Raw genomic sequence first — 14,902 nt, forward strand, 5'->3', positions numbered from 1 at the left:
ACTTTCCGAACAGAACCGGCCGCGGGCCTTCGCGTGGACGCGGGTGCGGCTGGTCCCCTGACTCAGAGGACTAGAGACCGACCTCGCGCATCAGCATGCCGACCTCGGTGTTGGTGAGGCGGCGCAGCCAGCCGGACTTCTGGTCGCCCAGCGGGATCGGCCCGAAGGACGTCCGCACGAGCCGCTCGACCGGGAAGCCGGCCTCGGCCAGCATCCGGCGCACGATGTGCTTGCGGCCCTCGTGGAGGGTCACCTCGACCAGGTAGTTCTTGCCGGTGTTCTCGACGACGCGGAAGTGGTCGGCACGGGCGTAGCCGTCCTCCAGCTGGATGCCGTCCTTGAGCCGCTTGCCGAGGTCGCGCGGCAGGGGGCCCTGGATGGCTGCCAGGTAGGTCTTCTTCACGCCGTACTTGGGGTGCGTGAGGCGGTGGGCCAGCTCACCGTGGTTGGTGAGCATGATGATGCCCTCCGTCTCGGTGTCCAGCCGGCCGACGTGGAACAGCCGCGTCTCGCGGTTGGTCACGTAGTCGCCGAGGCACTGACGGCCGTCCGGGTCCTCCATCGAGGAGACGACCCCGGCGGGCTTGTTCAGCGCGAAGAAGAGATACGACTGGGCGGCGACCGTCAGGCCGTCGACCTTGATCTCGTCCTTGTGGACATCGACGCGCTTGCCCTGCTCGACGACGATCTCGCCGTTGACCTCGACGCGGGACTGCTCGATCAGCTCCTCGCACGCCCGGCGCGAGCCCATGCCGGCGCGGGCGAGGACCTTCTGCAGCCGCTCGCCCTCCTCCTCGGCCCCCGGGTGGGTCTTGGGGAGGTTGATGCCGGGCTTGTTGGCATACCGGTCGCGGTTGCGCTGCTCGATCTTGGCGTCCAGCTCACGGGGGCGCGAGGGGGCCGCACGGCGGAAACCGCCGGTGCGGCCGCTGCCGCCCTGTGCGGGCTTCGGGCCGCCCTTGGCGCCGCCCCGGGCGGCGGAGCCGCGGCCCTTGCGGGGGCCTTCCTGCTCGGACCGGACGCCGGGGGCGTCGTTGCCGACGTCGTAGCGGCGCTCCTCCGGGCGGGGACGGCGGGGGCGCTGCTCCTCGTCGCGCCCGCCCTGGTAGCCCGGACGCCCGTCCTGGGAGCCCTGGCGCCCGCCCTGGCCGGAGGAACGGCCTCCCTGACCGGAGGGACGCCCGCCCGGGGCTCCGGGCCGACCGCCCTGGCCGCCGCCGCGTCCGCCGCCCTGGCCGCCGGGACGACCGCCCTGACCGCCGCCGCCCTGGCCCTGGCGGAAGGACCCGCCGCCGCTGCGGCCGCCGCTGCTCGCGCCGCCGCTCCGGGGGTTCCGGTTGCCGCCGCCGCTGCTCCGGTTGCCGCTCCCGCCGTTGCCGCTTCCGCTGTTCCTGCCACTGCTTCGCATCAAAATTCCGTCTTGTCGTCTGCGTGAGTATCCGGGGTGTCCGGTGCGTCCGGATCGAACGACGGCACACCCTCTAGCGTCTCAGCCTCGATCGCGTCCGCCTCCGGGAGGAAGGGCGCGAGCTCCGGGAGCTCGTCCAGGCCGCGCAGGCCCATTCGCTCCAGAAAGTAGTTCGTCGTCCTGTACAGGATCGCACCTGTTTCGGGTTCCGCGCCCGCCTCCGCCACCAGGCCCCTCTGGAGGAGGGTCCGCATGACGCCGTCGCAGTTCACTCCGCGCACCGCCGAGACCCGCGAGCGGCTCACCGGCTGCCGGTACGCGACGACCGCCAGGGTCTCCAGCGCCGCCTGGGTGAGCCGGGCGTGCTGGCCGTCCAGGACGAAGCCCTCCACGGCCGCCGCGTACTCGGGGCGGGTGTAGAACCGCCAGCCGCCGGCGACAAGCCGCAGGTCGAAGCCCCGGCGCTGCACGGTGTACTCGTCGGCCAGCTCCCGCAGCGCGTCCGCCACGGCTCTGCGGGGCCGCTGGAGCACCTTGGCCAGGTGGTCGACGGTGGCGGGCTCGTCGACGACCATGAGGACCGCCTCCAGGGCGGGCTTCAGATCGAGCGCGGCGACCGCGCCCCCGTCGTCCGGTCCGCCGTCCTGTGCGGTGGGCTGCGCGCTCATTCCCGTACGTCCTCCTCGTCGACGTCCCCCTCCGGCTTCTGGATCACCTGGATCTCCCGGGCCTCCTGGATCTCCTGGATCTCCTGAGTCTCCTGGATCTCCTGGTCGAACTCGTCCGTCACCACCGGCTCCGCGTCCGCCCCGTCGCACCAGGTCACCAGCAGGTCGCCCAGTGCCTCGTCCTGGTCGAGGGTGACGGCCTTCTCGCGGTACAGCTCCAGCAGGGCCAGGAACCGGGCGACCACGGTCAGGGTGTCCGGCGCGTCCTCGGTCAGCACCGCGAAGCTCACCGCCGCCCCGGCCTCGCGCAGCCGCTCCACCACCAGGCCCGCCTGCTCCCGGACGCTGACCAGCGGGGCGTGGATGTGGTCCACGTACACCTGGGGCTCGGGCTTCGGCCGCATCGCCTTCACCGCGAGCCGGGCGAAGCCCTCGGGCCCGATGCTGATGACCACTTCCGGCAGCAGCGCGGCGTGCTGGTCCTCCAGTCCGACCGTACGGGGGTGGCGGCGGGCCTCCGACTCCAGGCGGCCCTGGAAGATCTCGGCGATCCGCTTGTACGCGCGGTACTGGAGCAGCCGCGCGAAGAGCAGGTCCCGCGCCTCCAGGAGCGCGAGGTCCGCCTCGTCCTCGACCTCGGCGGCGGGCAGCAGCCGGGCGGCCTTGAGGTCGAGCAGCGTGGCGGCGACGACGAGGAACTCGGTGGTCTGGTCGAGGTCCCAGTCGGGGCCCATGGCACGGATGTACGCCATGAACTCGTCGGTGACCTTCGACAGGGCGACCTCGGTCACATCCAGCTTGTGCTTGGAGATCAGCTGGAGGAGGAGATCGAAGGGGCCCTCGAAGTTCACCAGCCGGACGGTGAAGCGCTTGTCGTCCGCCTCCGGCTCCGGTGCCGCCTCCGGCTCCGGTGCCGCCTCCGGCTCCGGTGCCGCCTCCGGCAGGGCTTCCGGCCGTACGGGCTCAGACTCCGGCTCCGGCTCCGGTACGGGCTCGGGAGCCGCCTCCTTGGTCTCCACGGGCGGCTCCGCCACCGCCCCGGGCCCCCGGCCCAGGGCACGGCGGCGCGGGGCGGCGGGGTCGTCGGGCGGGGGCATGGTGGTCCAGGGGTGGGGCGGCGGCGCGGGCGGGTCCCGCCGGGCGGCGGGTCCTGCGGGGCAGGCTACCCGCGCCGTGCCGCTCAGCGGCCCCGCAGCCGCCGTACGAGGATGCTCGCGTCGCCCCGGGACTCCAGGTCGGCCAGGACCACCGCCACCGCCTCGCGGACGATGCGGCCCCGGTCCACGGCGAGGCCGTGTTCGCCGCGCAGGACGAGCCGGGCGTGTTCGAGGTCCATCAGCTCCTCGGCGGAGACGTAGACCGTGATCTTCTCGTCGTGTCGTTCCCGGCCGCTGGGGCGGCGGTTGGCACCGCGTCCGCCGCCGCGCCTGCGCTGCTGCTGGACCGCCGGGGGCTGCTCGGCCGGGGTGGCCGAGGACGCGGGGCGCTCGCCGGACACGGCCTTGGCGGACGGAGGACGCTCGCCCTCTCCCCGGCCGCGCGCGTCGCCGCCGTCGACGGCGGCCGCGGTGTGCTCCTCACGGTCGGCGGGCGGGGCCTGGCCGGTGGGATCGCTCTCCCCGGCGGGCGCGGGCACCCGCGGCTCGCCGTTCGCCTTGCGCCGCCGCTCCGCCGGGGAGGACGACTGGAGGCCCATCCCGCCTCCGGTGGTACGGAACAGCTCGTCGGCCCCCGGCAGACTCACTCGACGTGACACCGGGCGAGCACCTCCCTGGCGAGCTGGCGATAGGCGGCTGCGCCGACCGAGTTGGAGGCGTAGGTGGTGATGGGCTCACCGGCGACCGTGGTCTCCGGGAAGCGCACCGTGCGCCCGATGACCGTGTGGTAGACGTGCTCGTCGAAGGCCTCGACGACGCGCGCCAGGACCTCGCGGCTGTGCACCGTGCGGGAGTCGTACATGGTGGCGAGGATGCCGTCGAGCTCCAGCTCCGGGTTGAGCCGCTCCTGGACCTTCTCGATGGTCTCGGTGAGCAGCGCCACCCCGCGCAGCGCGAAGAACTCGCACTCGAGCGGCACTATGACCTTGTGAGCGGCCGTCAGGGCGTTCACGGTGAGCAGGCCGAGCGAGGGCTGGCAGTCGATCACGATGTAGTCGTAGTCGGCCATCAGCGGCTTCAGGGCGCGCTGCAGCGTGGACTCGCGGGCCACCTCGCTGACGAGCTGCACCTCGGCCGCGGAGAGGTCGATGTTGCTCGGCAGCAGGTCCATGTTGGGGACCGCCGTCTTGAGCAGGACGTCGTCGGCCGCCATGCCCCGCTCCATGAGCAGGTTGTAGACGGTGAGGTCGAGCTCCATCGGGTTGACCCCGAGACCGACGGAGAGGGCGCCCTGCGGGTCGAAGTCGACGAGCAGGACCCGGCGTCCGTACTCCGCGAGCGCGGCGCCCAGGTTGATGGTCGACGTGGTCTTGCCCACGCCGCCCTTCTGGTTGCACATCGCGATGATCTTCGCGGGGCCGTGGTCGGTCAGGGGGCCCGGGATCGGGAAGTACGGCAGGGGCCGTCCGGTCGGGCCGATGCGCTCGCGGCGCTGACGCGCGGCGTCGGGCGCGAGGGTGGCCGCGTACTCCGGATCGGGCTCGTACTCGGCGTCGGGGTCGTAGAAGTGCCCCTCGGGCACCTCGGCGAAGTCGGCGAAGCGGTCGGTGTCCCGGCTGCTCTCGTTGCCGGCCGTGGCGTTCACGTGTAGGCCGTCCATCATCTGGGGGGCTGTCGTCATGTGCTGTTGGGTGGCGAAGGTGCGGACAGCGACGGAGCCGACAGCTTCGAGCCCGATCGGGCTCAGACCCCGTGCGGGCATCCCTGGTTGACCACCCCCGGGAGTAATTGTCGACTCATTCACAAGTCGTCTTACCTCCTTGGACGTGACCAGGAAACTTATCGATAGGTCAGCGTGGCACCATGCCGACGATTGGCGACTCTATGGCGTGTCACCGGTTCGCAGCAACACAATCCGCCGGACCCGGCCCGATGTGTCGGCAATCGAACGCCTCGCTGTCAAGGGTGCACAGCGACCAAGCCGCACATTTCACCGCTGCGCGAAACGGGTAAAGGGTTACGTTCGGCGCGAGTTGCGCAAGGGCCTCACCGGGCCCGATACGCGTCCGGCCGGACCTTGCTCGGCAAGGTCCGGCCGGACGTGCGATGTTGACGGAGGGGATTGACCCGTCAGCCGAGGAGCGTGCTCAGCTCGACGTGCGGGAGACCGTGCGCCTCGGCCACCTCGCGGTAAACCACCTGGCCCTCATGGGTGTTGAGCCCCTTGGCGAGAGCGGCGTCGCGGCGCAGGGCGTCGGCCCAGCCGCGGTTCGCGAGCTCCACGATGTAGGGCATCGTCGCGTTGGTGAGCGCGTAGGTGGAGGTGTGGGGCACCGCGCCGGGCATGTTGGCGACGCAGTAGAAGACCGAGTCGTGGACCCGGAAGATCGGCTCGGCGTGGGTCGTCGGACGCGAGTCCTCGAAGCAGCCACCCTGGTCGATTGCGATGTCGACAAGTACACTTCCGGGCTTCATCTTGGCGACGAGCTCGTTGGTGACCAGCTTCGGGGCCTTGGCTCCGGGGATCAGCACGGCGCCGATGACGAGGTCGGCCTCGACGACGGCCTTCTCCAGTTCGAAGGCGTTGGAGACGACGGTCTGCACCTTGGTGCCGAAGATCCTGTCGGCCTCGCGCAGCTTGTTGATGTCACGGTCGAGCAGCGTGACGTGGAAGCCGAGGCCCACGGCGATCTGCGTGGCGTTCCAGCCGGAGACGCCTCCGCCGATGACGACGGCCCTGCCCGCCGCGGTGCCGGGGACACCACCGGGCAGCACGCCGCGACCGCCGACGGAGCGCATCAGGTGGTACGCGCCGACCTGCGGGGCGAGGCGGCCCGCGACCTCGGACATCGGGGCGAGCAGCGGGAGGGCGCGGTTCGCGGTCTCGACCGTCTCGTAGGCGATGGCGGTGGTGCCGGAGGCCAGCAGCGCGTCGGTGCACTCGCGGGAGGCGGCGAGGTGCAGGTACGTGAAGAGGGTCTGGTCCTTGCGGAGGCGGTGGTACTCCTCGGCGACCGGCTCCTTGACCTTCAGCAGCAGGTCGGCGGCGGCCCAGACCTCGTCGGCGGTGGGCAGGATCTGCGCGCCGGCGGCGACGTACTCCTCGTCCGGGATGGACGAGCCGACGCCGGCGTCGTGCTCGATGACGACCTGGTGGCCGTGGCGGACGAGCTCATGCACTCCGGCAGGGGTGATCGCCACCCGGAACTCGTTGTTCTTGACTTCGCGGGGGATGCCGACCTTCACGTCGATCACGGTCCTTGGCTCGGAGGGTCATCCGGGCAGAATGGTGCACACCCGGACATATACAGCATAAATGGAGACGCCACGAAGGAACGCGGCAGAGCCAGTCTAATGAAGGACTTCGCGCTGTCTAGCCTTACAAAGGATCAATTTTCCGTCGAAGCACTGCGGATTTCGTAGGCAGAGGGCTCCTCGCCCAGCAATCTGTCGGCCGCACCCCGGTGCAGCCCGGCCGCCGCGGGGTCCCCGAGCCGGTCCAGCGTGTCGGCGAGCCGCAGCTGGAGCGCCGCCTGAAGCCGCACGTCACCGGCGCGCCGGGCCAGGTCGACGGCCTCCCGGCAGGTCTGGAGCGAATCGTGCGGCCGGCCCGCGTACTCCTGGACCCGGGCCGCCTCACTCAGCGCCCGCGCCTGGCCCGCCGGATCTCCGAGCCTGCGCCGGCCCGCCGCGGCGGCGCGCCAGTTCCGCAGCGCCTCGCCGTAGCGCCCGGCGTACGTGTGGACCGCCCCGAGCCGCCCGTACAGCCGGGCCTCGTCGGCGCGCTCCCCCTGGGTCAGGCGCTGGGAGAGCGCCCGGCCGTACCAGTCGGCGGCCCGGTGGTAGTCCCCCAGCTCCTCGTACGCGCCGCCCACGGATTCCATCGCGCGCCCGGTGGCGTACAGGTCCTTCGCCGCCTTTCCCGCGTCCAGCGCGGCCCGGTAGCGGGTCAGCGCGTCGCGGGTGCGGCCGGTGCGGGCGTCCAGATCCGCGAGATTGAGCAGTGCGGCCGCCTGCTCACGGGGCAGCTCCCGGCGCAGCGCCACGTCCAGCACCAGACCGTGCAGCCCGTACAGCTCGGGGGCGGCCTCCTCCGTCCCCCGGTGCGCGGCCAGCGCCCGCACCAGGGCCGCCACCAGCCGCCGCGCCAGGGTGTCGAGCTCGCCGTCCGCCACGGCGAGGCGGGCCGAGGCGAGCAGGGCGGGCTGGCGGACCCGCAGCCACGCGCCCGCCTCGTCCGCGTTCGGGAAGCGCAGCGAGCGGGGAAGGCCGGCGAGCTTGCGGCGGGCGGTGGAGCCCTCCGGCTCGGTGACCGCCCGGCAGGACTGGAGCCGGCGCACGGTCCGCTCCAGCATCCGGGCGCGGGCGAGCTGGATCTCGGCCGGCCGGTCCCGGTCCTCCAGGAGGGCCCGCAGCATCGGGGCGAGGCAGCCGGGCACCGCGTACTGGGGGTGGACCGCGCCGTCCGTCCGCAGCAGTCCGCGCTTCACGAAGTCGTCGAGGGTGGCGCGGGCGGCGGAGACCGAGCAGCCGGCCAGCGCGGAGGCCGTGTGGGCGTCGGCGAGCCCGGCGGGGGCGAGGGCCAGCAGGCGCAGTATCCGGGCGGCGGTCCCCGGCAGGGAGTCATGGACGAGCCGGAACGCCCGGGCCAGCGGGCGCGCTCCGGTGGGCAGGTTGTCGCCGGGGTCGGGCAGCTCGTGCAACTGCTTGGCGACGTCGGCGACCGAGGCCATGGGGTGCGCGGCGAGCAGGCCGCCCATCAGGGCGAGCGCCGCGGGCTGGCCCCCGCACTCCTCGGCCAGGGTCTCCGCGGTGCGGGGGTCGACGGTGATGCGGACCTGCCCGATGACGCGGGCGAGCAGCCGCACCGCCGCGCCCGCCTCCAGTCCGCCGAGGGTGCAGGGCCGTACGTCGGGGATGCCGGTCAGCGGTCCGGTCGCGGTGGCGAGGACCAGGCAGTCCGGATGCTCCGGGAGCAGCGGGTCGACCTGTTCGGCGTCGGCCGCGTCGTCGAGGACCAGGACGAGCCGGCGTACGGCGAGGGCCTCGCGGACCATCTCGGACAGTTCGTCCTGATCGGCGCCGGGCGGGACCGCCACCCCGAGGAGGCCGAGGATCTCGCCCGCGGTGCGTTCGGTGGGGACGCGTCCGCCGCCGGGGTCGGTGAGGCCGACCCGGAGCACCCCGTCGGGGTAGTCGCCGGAGCCCGTACCGGGAACGGCCCAGGGCAGTACGCCCGGGGCGGCCGCGGCCGCCCCGGCGGCATCGGTTCCGGTGAGCGCTCCGGCCAGCTCCCCGGCGAGCGCGCTGCGGCCCGATCCGGGCCGGCCGGCGATGAGCAGGACCCGGGCGCGGGGGGCCTTGCGGCCGGCCAGGGTGTCGAGGCCGGCGCGCTCGATGTCCGCCCGCAGAGCCTTCAACTCACGTTCGCGGCCGAAGAATCGGGGCGGTGCGGTGCCGGACGGCTCCTCGGTCCCGGGGGCCTTCGCCGGGCCGCTGGTGTCCACCGCCTGATCGGTCACGAGCCACGCTCCACTTCGCTGCACGCGGTACCCGCCGGAACTCCGGCCGGGTGCGTTTCGAGCGTAGTTCAGCCGTGACGACGATCACTGCGGAGTGGCTCGGAGCACGAGGAACATCCCCCGATCGGATCAGCATTTCTTCATTCTTTACGATCGCCAGCCTCTGCGATCGCCCGATCGGGGGTGCGGCGCGCGGCGGTGGACGGCCCGTCAGACCGACGGCCCGTCAGGCCTCGAAGGGCCGGGCCGGCCAGGGCGCCTCGGCGGGGCGCAGCGAGTCGACGCCGTCGCCCGCGCGTACGGCGGAGAGCGCGAGCACCCCGACGACCAGGCAGTTGTTGTGCAGGTCCCCCGCGATCACCGAGCGGACCAGCTCGGGCAGCGGCACCCGGGCGTGCTCCATGTCGGCCTCCTCCTCGGCGACCGCGTACCGCTCGCCCTCCGCTTCGGAGAGACCGCGGGCGAGGAAGACGCGCACGGCCTCGTCGCAGCCGCCGGGCGTGGTGTAGACGTCGGTCAGCACCCGCCAGTCCTCGGCCTTGACGTGCGCCTCCTCGTACAGCTCGCGCTGAGCGGCGTGCAGGGGGTTCTCGCCGGGGACGTCGAGCAGTCCGGCCGGGATCTCCCAGAGCCGGTGGCGCACCGGGTGGCGGTACTGGCGCAGCACGATGACCCGGTCGTCGTCGTCGAGCGCGAGGACGGCCACGGAGCCGGGGTGGACCTGGTAGTCACGGCCGTGGACGGATCCGTCGGGCATCACCACCTGGTCGGTGCGGACGCTGGTCTTGTTGCCGGTGAAGGGGGTCACGCTCGCGGTGACCTGCCACTCCTCGGGCTTGTCCTGGATACCCATGTACGTCCACGTCCTCCCACGAACCAACGGAAACCGGGGCACCGATCCGCACAGGATCCGTACCCCGGTCAACCGTAATGCCTCGGTGTTACGCGTCCGCGCCCCCGGCGGCGGCGACCTGGCGCGCGACGGCGGCCTTCACCAGACCCGCGAAGAGCGGGTGCGGGCGGGTCGGGCGGGAGCGCAGCTCCGGGTGCGCCTGGGTGGCGACCAGGTAGGGGTGGACCTCGCGCGGGTACTCGACGTACTCGACGAGCTTGTTGTCCGGGGAGGTGCCGGAGAAGACCAGACCGGCCTTCTTCTCCAGCTCGGCCCGGTAGGTGTTGTTGACCTCGTAGCGGTGGCGGTGGCGCTCCTCCACGTACGGCTGGCCGTCGTAGGCCTCGCGGACGAGGGAGCCCTCGGCGAGCTTGGCCGGGTAGAGGCCGAGCCGCATGGTGCCGCCCAGGTCGCCCGCGCCCTCGACGTAGGCGAGCTGCTCCTCCATCGTCGAGATGACGGGGTGGGAGGTGGCGGCGTCGAACTCGGTGGAGTTGGCGTCGGGGATCTCGGCGAGCGAACGGGCCGCCTCGATCACGATGCACTGGAGGCCGAGGCAGAGGCCGAGCAGCGGGACCTTGTTCTCACGGGCGTAGCGGATGGCGCCGACCTTGCCGTCGACACCGCGCTCGCCGAAGCCGCCCGGGATGCAGACGGCGTCGACGTCGCCGAGGTGTTCGGCGGCGCCGGCCGCGGTGCGGCAGTCGTCGGAGGTGACCCACTTGACCTTGACCCGGGCCCTGTTGGCGAAGCCGCCGGCCCGGATGGCCTCGGTGACCGAGAGGTAGGCGTCGGGCAGGTCGATGTACTTGCCGACCAGCGCGACGGTGACCTCGTGGTCGGGGTTGTGGACCCGGTCCAGCAGATCGTCCCAGGTGGTCCAGTCGACGTCCCGGAACGGCAGGTCGAGCTTGCGCACGACGTAGGCGTCCAGGCCCTCGGTGTGCAGCACCTTGGGGATGTCGTAGATCGACCGGGCGTCCGGGCAGGCCACCACGGCGGTCTCGTCGACGTCGCACATCAGCGAGATCTTGCGCTTGATGGCCGTGGGGACCTCACGGTCGGCGCGCAGCACGATGGCGTCCGGCTGGATACCGATGTTGCGCAGGGCGGCCACCGAGTGCTGGGTGGGCTTGGTCTTCAGCTCGCCGGAGGGGCCGATGTACGGCAGCAGCGAGATGTGGACGACGAAGACGTTGTCCCGGCCGACCTCGTGGCGGACCTGGCGGACGGTCTCCAGGAACGGCAGCGACTCGATGTCGCCGACCGTGCCGCCGACCTCCGTGATGACGACGTCCACGTCGTCGGCGGCCATGCGGCGGATACGGTGCTTGATCTCGTTGGTGATGTGCGGGATGACCTGGACGGTGTCGCCCAGGTACTCGCCGCGCCGCTCCTTGGCGATGACCTGCGAGTAGACCTGGCCGGTCGTCACGTTGGCGGAGCCGTCGAGGTCGACGTCGAGGAAGCGCTCGTAGTGGCCGATGTCCAGGTCGGTCTCGGCGCCGTCGTTGGTGACGAACACCTCACCGTGCTGGAAGGGGTTCATCGTGCCGGGGTCGACGTTGAGGTAGGGGTCGAGCTTCTGCATGGTGACCCGCAGGCCACGTGCCTTGAGCAGGGCACCCAGGCTGGAGGCAGTCAGACCCTTGCCGAGGGAGGAGGCGACACCCCCGGTGACGAAGATGTGCTTGGTCGTCGTGGATGTGGGCTGCATAGCCAAAGGGGGCTCCCGTGGTCGCGATTCTGAGGTGCGTACCGGCCGCCCGACCGGGGATTCCGGGGGGGCCGTCGCTGCGGTTCGGGGGCCTCGTGCGCTGTCGCGAACGACCACCGGTCCACGGGCTACCAGGGTAACAGCGACGACGGGAGGCTGCTTCCGGCCACACCCTCCACACCGGAGTCACACCATCACCTCCAGCACTTCACGCCGCACCCGATCGGCCCGGAGATGTTGCCGAGACCGTCGCGCGGATCTTCGCCTTGCGTCGTATCCTGCTCAAACACTCGCTGCCGAGACGGCCGGGCGGCGGACCACCCAGGCCGCCCACCGGTACAGGACTCGTCGGATTCTTCCCGGGTGAAAGACCCTACGACCCCTCTTGACCGCAGTAAGCGCCCTGTGAAGGGGCGACATGGCCGTTCGACTGGAGACGCACGTGGCCGGGCGCATCGAGGATTACGCACTCATCGGAGACATGCAGACCGCCGCCCTGGTCTGCCGGGACGGCACAGCCGACTGGCTGTGCCTGCCCCGCTTCGACTCGCACGCCGTGTTCGCGGGGCTTCTGGGCACCGAGGAACACGGCTTCTGGCGCATGGGCCCCGCGAGAGCGGAAGGAACAGAACCGGCCTTCGCCGACCGGCGGCGCTACCGCGGCGACTCCCTCGTCCTCGAATCGGAGTGGGACACGCCGCGCGGCACCGTACGGGTGACCGATTTCATGCCCCCGCGGGACGGCGCACCGCAGCTCATCCGGATCGTGGAGGGCGTCAGCGGCCGGGTGCCGATGCGCTCGGAGCTGCGGATGCGTTTCAGCTACGGCCGGGTGACGCCCTGGGTGCACAAGGTCGACAACCGGACGGTCGCCGTCGCCGGTCCGGACTCCGTCTGGCTGGACACCGAGGCGGACACCTACGGCAAGAACCTGACCACCTACTCCGACTTCACCGTCGGCCCCGGCGACCGGGTGGCGTTCACGATCAGCTGGCAGCCCTCGCACCACGAGCCGCCCGCCCTCCCCGAGCCCGAGGGGTCCCTGGAGGCGACCGAGCTGTTCTGGCGCGAATGGGTCGACCAGTGTACGTACCACGGGCCCTACCGGGAGGCGGTCGTCCGCTCCCTCATCACGCTGAAGGCCCTCACGTACGCGCCGACCGGCGGCATCGTCGCGGCCCCGACCACCTCGCTGCCCGAGGAGATCGGGGGCGTACGGAACTGGGACTACCGCTACACCTGGCTGCGGGACGCCGCGATCACCCTCTCCTCGCTGCTGCGCACCGGATACCGGGAGGAGGCCCGCGCCTGGCGCGAGTGGCTCCTGCGGGCGGTGGCGGGCGACCCGGAGAACCTGCAGATCATGTACGGCATCGCCGGCGAGCGCGAGCTCGGCGAGGCGGAGCTGGACTGGCTGCCCGGTTACGAGAACTCCGGCCCGGTCCGGGTCGGCAACGGCGCGGCCAACCAGCTCCAGCTCGACGTGTACGGCGAGGTCACCGAGGCGCTGCACCTGGCGCACATGACGGGTCTGACCCGCAACGACTACGCCATGGGCCTCCAGCTCAAGCTGATCGAGTATCTGGAGAAGCACTGGGAGGAGCCCGACGAGGGCATCTGGGAGGTGCGCGGGCCGCGCCGGCACTTCGTGCACTCGAAGGTGATGGCGTGGGTCGCGGTCGACCGGACGATCAAGCTGGTCGAGTCCGGGGACGTCGAAGGTCCGCTGGAGCGGTGGTACCAGCTCCGCGACGACATCCACCGGGACGTCCTCGAGCGCGGCTACGACGAGGAGCGCAACACCTTCACCCAGTCCTACGGGTCGAAGGAGCTGGACGCCTCCCTGCTGCTCATCCCGCAGATGGGCTTCCTGCCGCCGGACGACAAGCGGGTCATCGGCACGATCGAGGCGATCCAGCGGGAGCTGTCCACGGAGGACGGCTTCATCCTGCGCTACCCGACGGAGGGCGAGGACGCGGGCGTCGACGGTCTGGCGGGCGACGAGGGCGCGTTCCTGGCCTGCTCGTTCTGGATGGCCGACGACCTCGCGATGATCGGCCGGGTCGACGAGGCGCGCCAGCTGTTCGAGAAGCTGCTGGCGCTCCGCAACGACCTGGGGCTGCTGGCCGAGGAGTGGGACTCCAACCTCCAGCGCCAGGTGGGGAATTTCCCGCAGGCGTTCAGCCACGTCCCGCTGATCGACACGGCTCTGCGGCTGACGGCGAGCGGCGCGTACGTCGGCTGATCCCGCCGACGGTACGCGTGGCCGCCCCGGGCTCTCCGGGGCGGCCTTCGCACGTTCAGGGGGTGGTGAGCGGTTCGGCCTCGTACGCCCGGTGGAGCAGGTCCAGGAACGGCGGGGCGGGCGGCAGCTCGACCGCGCCGATCCGGTGGACGGGCACGCCCGGCGTCCAGGAGTTCATGACGACCGCGCCGGCGAGGGCGGGCAGGTCGTCGGGGGTGATCGCGACGGTCCGCTGTCCCACTCCGAGCCGGTCCAGCTGCCGCCGGACGATGCCCATGGTCGTCCCGGTCAGCAGGCGGGCCCGGGGCCACAGCACCGAATCGCCGTCCCAGAAGGCCAGGTTCCAGATCGTCGCCTCGCTGAACCGGCCCTCCCCGTCCAGGAAGGCGGCGTCGTCGAAGCCGTCGGCGACGGCCCTGCGGAGCAGATGCGTCTTGGCCGGCTCGCCGACGTGCTTGATGTGCGGCTGGAACCGGTCGTGCCGGACGGCGGCCAGGGCGAGCGGACCGCCGGGGCCGGACGACGCCGGGCCGGTGCGCACGAGGAGCGCCGGTTCGGCGTCGGCGGCGGTGAACTCGCCCGCCGGGGAGAACACCGTGACCGTCAGCGAAAGATCGGCCGGCCCGTCACGGAGCGCCGTACGCAGCCGTGAGCGCACCAGGTCCTCGGGCAGATCCCGGCCGAACAGCTCCGCCGAAGCGGACCTCAGCCGCTCCAGGTGGAGGTCGAGACCGCGGACCCGGCCGCCGCGGACCTGTACGGCGGTGAAGTGGGCGTGGCCCGCGAAGGCGAGCGGCGCGAGGTCGTCGGTGGTGGCCGTGCGGCCGTCCAGGTGCACGATGTACGGGGAATCTTCGTCCATGGCCCGGACGTTAGGGCCTGACACCGGTGACAAGGTCAAGAGGGAACGGGTCGCGGGCACATGCTGATCGGGGAGTTGTCGCGGCGGACGGGCGTCAGCGCGCGGTCGCTGCGGTACTACGAGGCGCAGGGGCTGTTGTCGGCCGGGCGGGGCGCGAACGGCTATCGCGCCTACGACGAGGAGGCCGTGGTGACCGTCACGCAGATCCGCGCGCTGCTGCGGGCGGGCCTGTCCACCGAGGTGATCGCTCAGGTGCTGCCGTGTGCCCGGGGCGAGGAGCCCGGGTTCGACTGGTGCGCGGAGCTGCGGGAGATCCTCGGCGGGGAGCTGGCGGTGCTGGACGACCGGATCGAGGCGCTGCGGAGCAGCCGGGGCACGCTCGCGGGGTTGCTGACAAAGCCCTGACCGGTCCGGGCCGGTGCGTCGGCGCGTCCGCGCTCCTCCCCTGCGGTGCGCGTCCCGAGGCCCGGGCGGTAGCGTCCTGAACTGGA

The 14,902-nt window shown here is 72.0% G+C and carries 12 protein-coding genes; 2 read left to right on the plus strand and 10 right to left on the minus strand.

Annotated features, from left to right (window positions below; genetic code table 11):
• Positions 1–70 precede the first annotated feature (70 nt).
• The 9 genes from PSQ21_RS05510 to PSQ21_RS05550 form a co-directional block, all read right to left on the minus strand.
• Positions 71–1,408, minus strand: a complete 1,338-nt coding sequence (locus tag PSQ21_RS05510; protein ID WP_274029280.1) for a pseudouridine synthase — start codon at positions 1,406–1,408, stop codon at positions 71–73.
• Positions 1,408–2,076, minus strand: a complete 669-nt coding sequence (gene scpB / locus PSQ21_RS05515) for an SMC-Scp complex subunit ScpB (protein WP_274029281.1) — start codon at positions 2,074–2,076, stop codon at positions 1,408–1,410. The genes PSQ21_RS05510 and scpB overlap by 1 nt, the downstream gene beginning before the upstream one ends.
• Positions 2,073–3,173, minus strand: a complete 1,101-nt coding sequence (locus tag PSQ21_RS05520) for a segregation and condensation protein A (RefSeq protein ID WP_274029282.1) — start codon at positions 3,171–3,173, stop codon at positions 2,073–2,075. The genes scpB and PSQ21_RS05520 overlap by 4 nt, the downstream gene beginning before the upstream one ends.
• A gap of 83 nt (positions 3,174–3,256) precedes the next feature.
• Positions 3,257–3,820, minus strand: coding sequence for a hypothetical protein (locus PSQ21_RS05525; RefSeq protein ID WP_274035649.1), 564 nt, complete (start codon positions 3,818–3,820; stop codon positions 3,257–3,259).
• Positions 3,817–4,935, minus strand: a complete 1,119-nt coding sequence (locus PSQ21_RS05530; RefSeq protein WP_097871837.1) for a ParA family protein — start codon at positions 4,933–4,935, stop codon at positions 3,817–3,819. Before PSQ21_RS05530 ends, PSQ21_RS05525 begins: the two co-directional genes overlap by 4 nt.
• A 368-nt stretch (positions 4,936–5,303) precedes the next feature.
• Positions 5,304–6,419, minus strand: coding sequence for an alanine dehydrogenase (ald, locus tag PSQ21_RS05535; protein WP_274035651.1), 1,116 nt, complete (start codon positions 6,417–6,419; stop codon positions 5,304–5,306).
• Between the two features lie 143 nt (positions 6,420–6,562).
• Complete coding sequence (locus tag PSQ21_RS05540) at positions 6,563–8,695, minus strand: ATP-binding protein (RefSeq protein WP_274029283.1); 2,133 nt, start codon at positions 8,693–8,695, stop codon at positions 6,563–6,565.
• Between the two features lie 226 nt (positions 8,696–8,921).
• A complete protein-coding gene (locus PSQ21_RS05545) occupies positions 8,922–9,548 on the minus strand; it encodes an NUDIX domain-containing protein (RefSeq protein WP_274029284.1) in 627 nt (208 codons plus the stop codon).
• An 88-nt stretch (positions 9,549–9,636) separates the two neighbouring features.
• The gene (locus PSQ21_RS05550; RefSeq protein ID WP_274029285.1) at positions 9,637–11,304 is read right to left on the minus strand and encodes a CTP synthase; all 1,668 of its coding nucleotides are present in this window, start codon (positions 11,302–11,304) and stop codon (positions 9,637–9,639) included.
• A gap of 442 nt (positions 11,305–11,746) precedes the next feature.
• On the opposite strand from PSQ21_RS05550, the gene PSQ21_RS05555 reads away from it, so the two are divergent.
• Positions 11,747–13,549, plus strand: a complete 1,803-nt coding sequence (locus PSQ21_RS05555; RefSeq protein ID WP_274035652.1) for a glycoside hydrolase family 15 protein — start codon at positions 11,747–11,749, stop codon at positions 13,547–13,549.
• Positions 13,550–13,604: 55 nt separating this feature from the next.
• On the opposite strand, the gene PSQ21_RS05560 is transcribed toward PSQ21_RS05555, so the two are convergent.
• Positions 13,605–14,411, minus strand: a complete 807-nt coding sequence (locus PSQ21_RS05560) for an aminotransferase class IV family protein (protein ID WP_274029286.1) — start codon at positions 14,409–14,411, stop codon at positions 13,605–13,607.
• Positions 14,412–14,471: 60 nt separating this feature from the next.
• On the opposite strand from PSQ21_RS05560, the gene PSQ21_RS05565 reads away from it, so the two are divergent.
• On the plus strand, positions 14,472–14,816 hold the full coding sequence (locus PSQ21_RS05565) for a MerR family transcriptional regulator (RefSeq protein ID WP_274029287.1): 345 nt from the start codon (positions 14,472–14,474) through the stop codon (positions 14,814–14,816).
• Positions 14,817–14,902 lie beyond the last annotated feature (86 nt).

The sequence above is a fragment of the Streptomyces sp. MMBL 11-1 genome, assembly GCF_028622875.1.
GTDB lineage: Bacteria > Actinomycetota > Actinomycetes > Streptomycetales > Streptomycetaceae > Streptomyces.

What these genes read in the sequence shown, in the direction of transcription:
- PSQ21_RS05520 (WP_274029282.1), bottom strand. Translation starts at nt 3,173, where the DNA reads ATGCCCCCGCCCGACGACCCCGCCGCCCCGCGCCGCCGTGCCCTGGGC.
- scpB (WP_274029281.1), bottom strand. Translation starts at nt 2,076, where the DNA reads ATGAGCGCGCAGCCCACCGCACAGGACGGCGGACCGGACGACGGGGGC.
- PSQ21_RS05530 (WP_097871837.1), bottom strand. Translation starts at nt 4,935, where the DNA reads ATGCCCGCACGGGGTCTGAGCCCGATCGGGCTCGAAGCTGTCGGCTCC.
- PSQ21_RS05550 (WP_274029285.1), bottom strand. Translation starts at nt 11,304, where the DNA reads ATGCAGCCCACATCCACGACGACCAAGCACATCTTCGTCACCGGGGGT.
- PSQ21_RS05510 (WP_274029280.1), bottom strand. Translation starts at nt 1,408, where the DNA reads ATGCGAAGCAGTGGCAGGAACAGCGGAAGCGGCAACGGCGGGAGCGGC.
- PSQ21_RS05565 (WP_274029287.1), top strand. Translation starts at nt 14,472, where the DNA reads ATGCTGATCGGGGAGTTGTCGCGGCGGACGGGCGTCAGCGCGCGGTCG.
- PSQ21_RS05560 (WP_274029286.1), bottom strand. Translation starts at nt 14,411, where the DNA reads ATGGACGAAGATTCCCCGTACATCGTGCACCTGGACGGCCGCACGGCC.
- PSQ21_RS05545 (WP_274029284.1), bottom strand. Translation starts at nt 9,548, where the DNA reads ATGGGTATCCAGGACAAGCCCGAGGAGTGGCAGGTCACCGCGAGCGTG.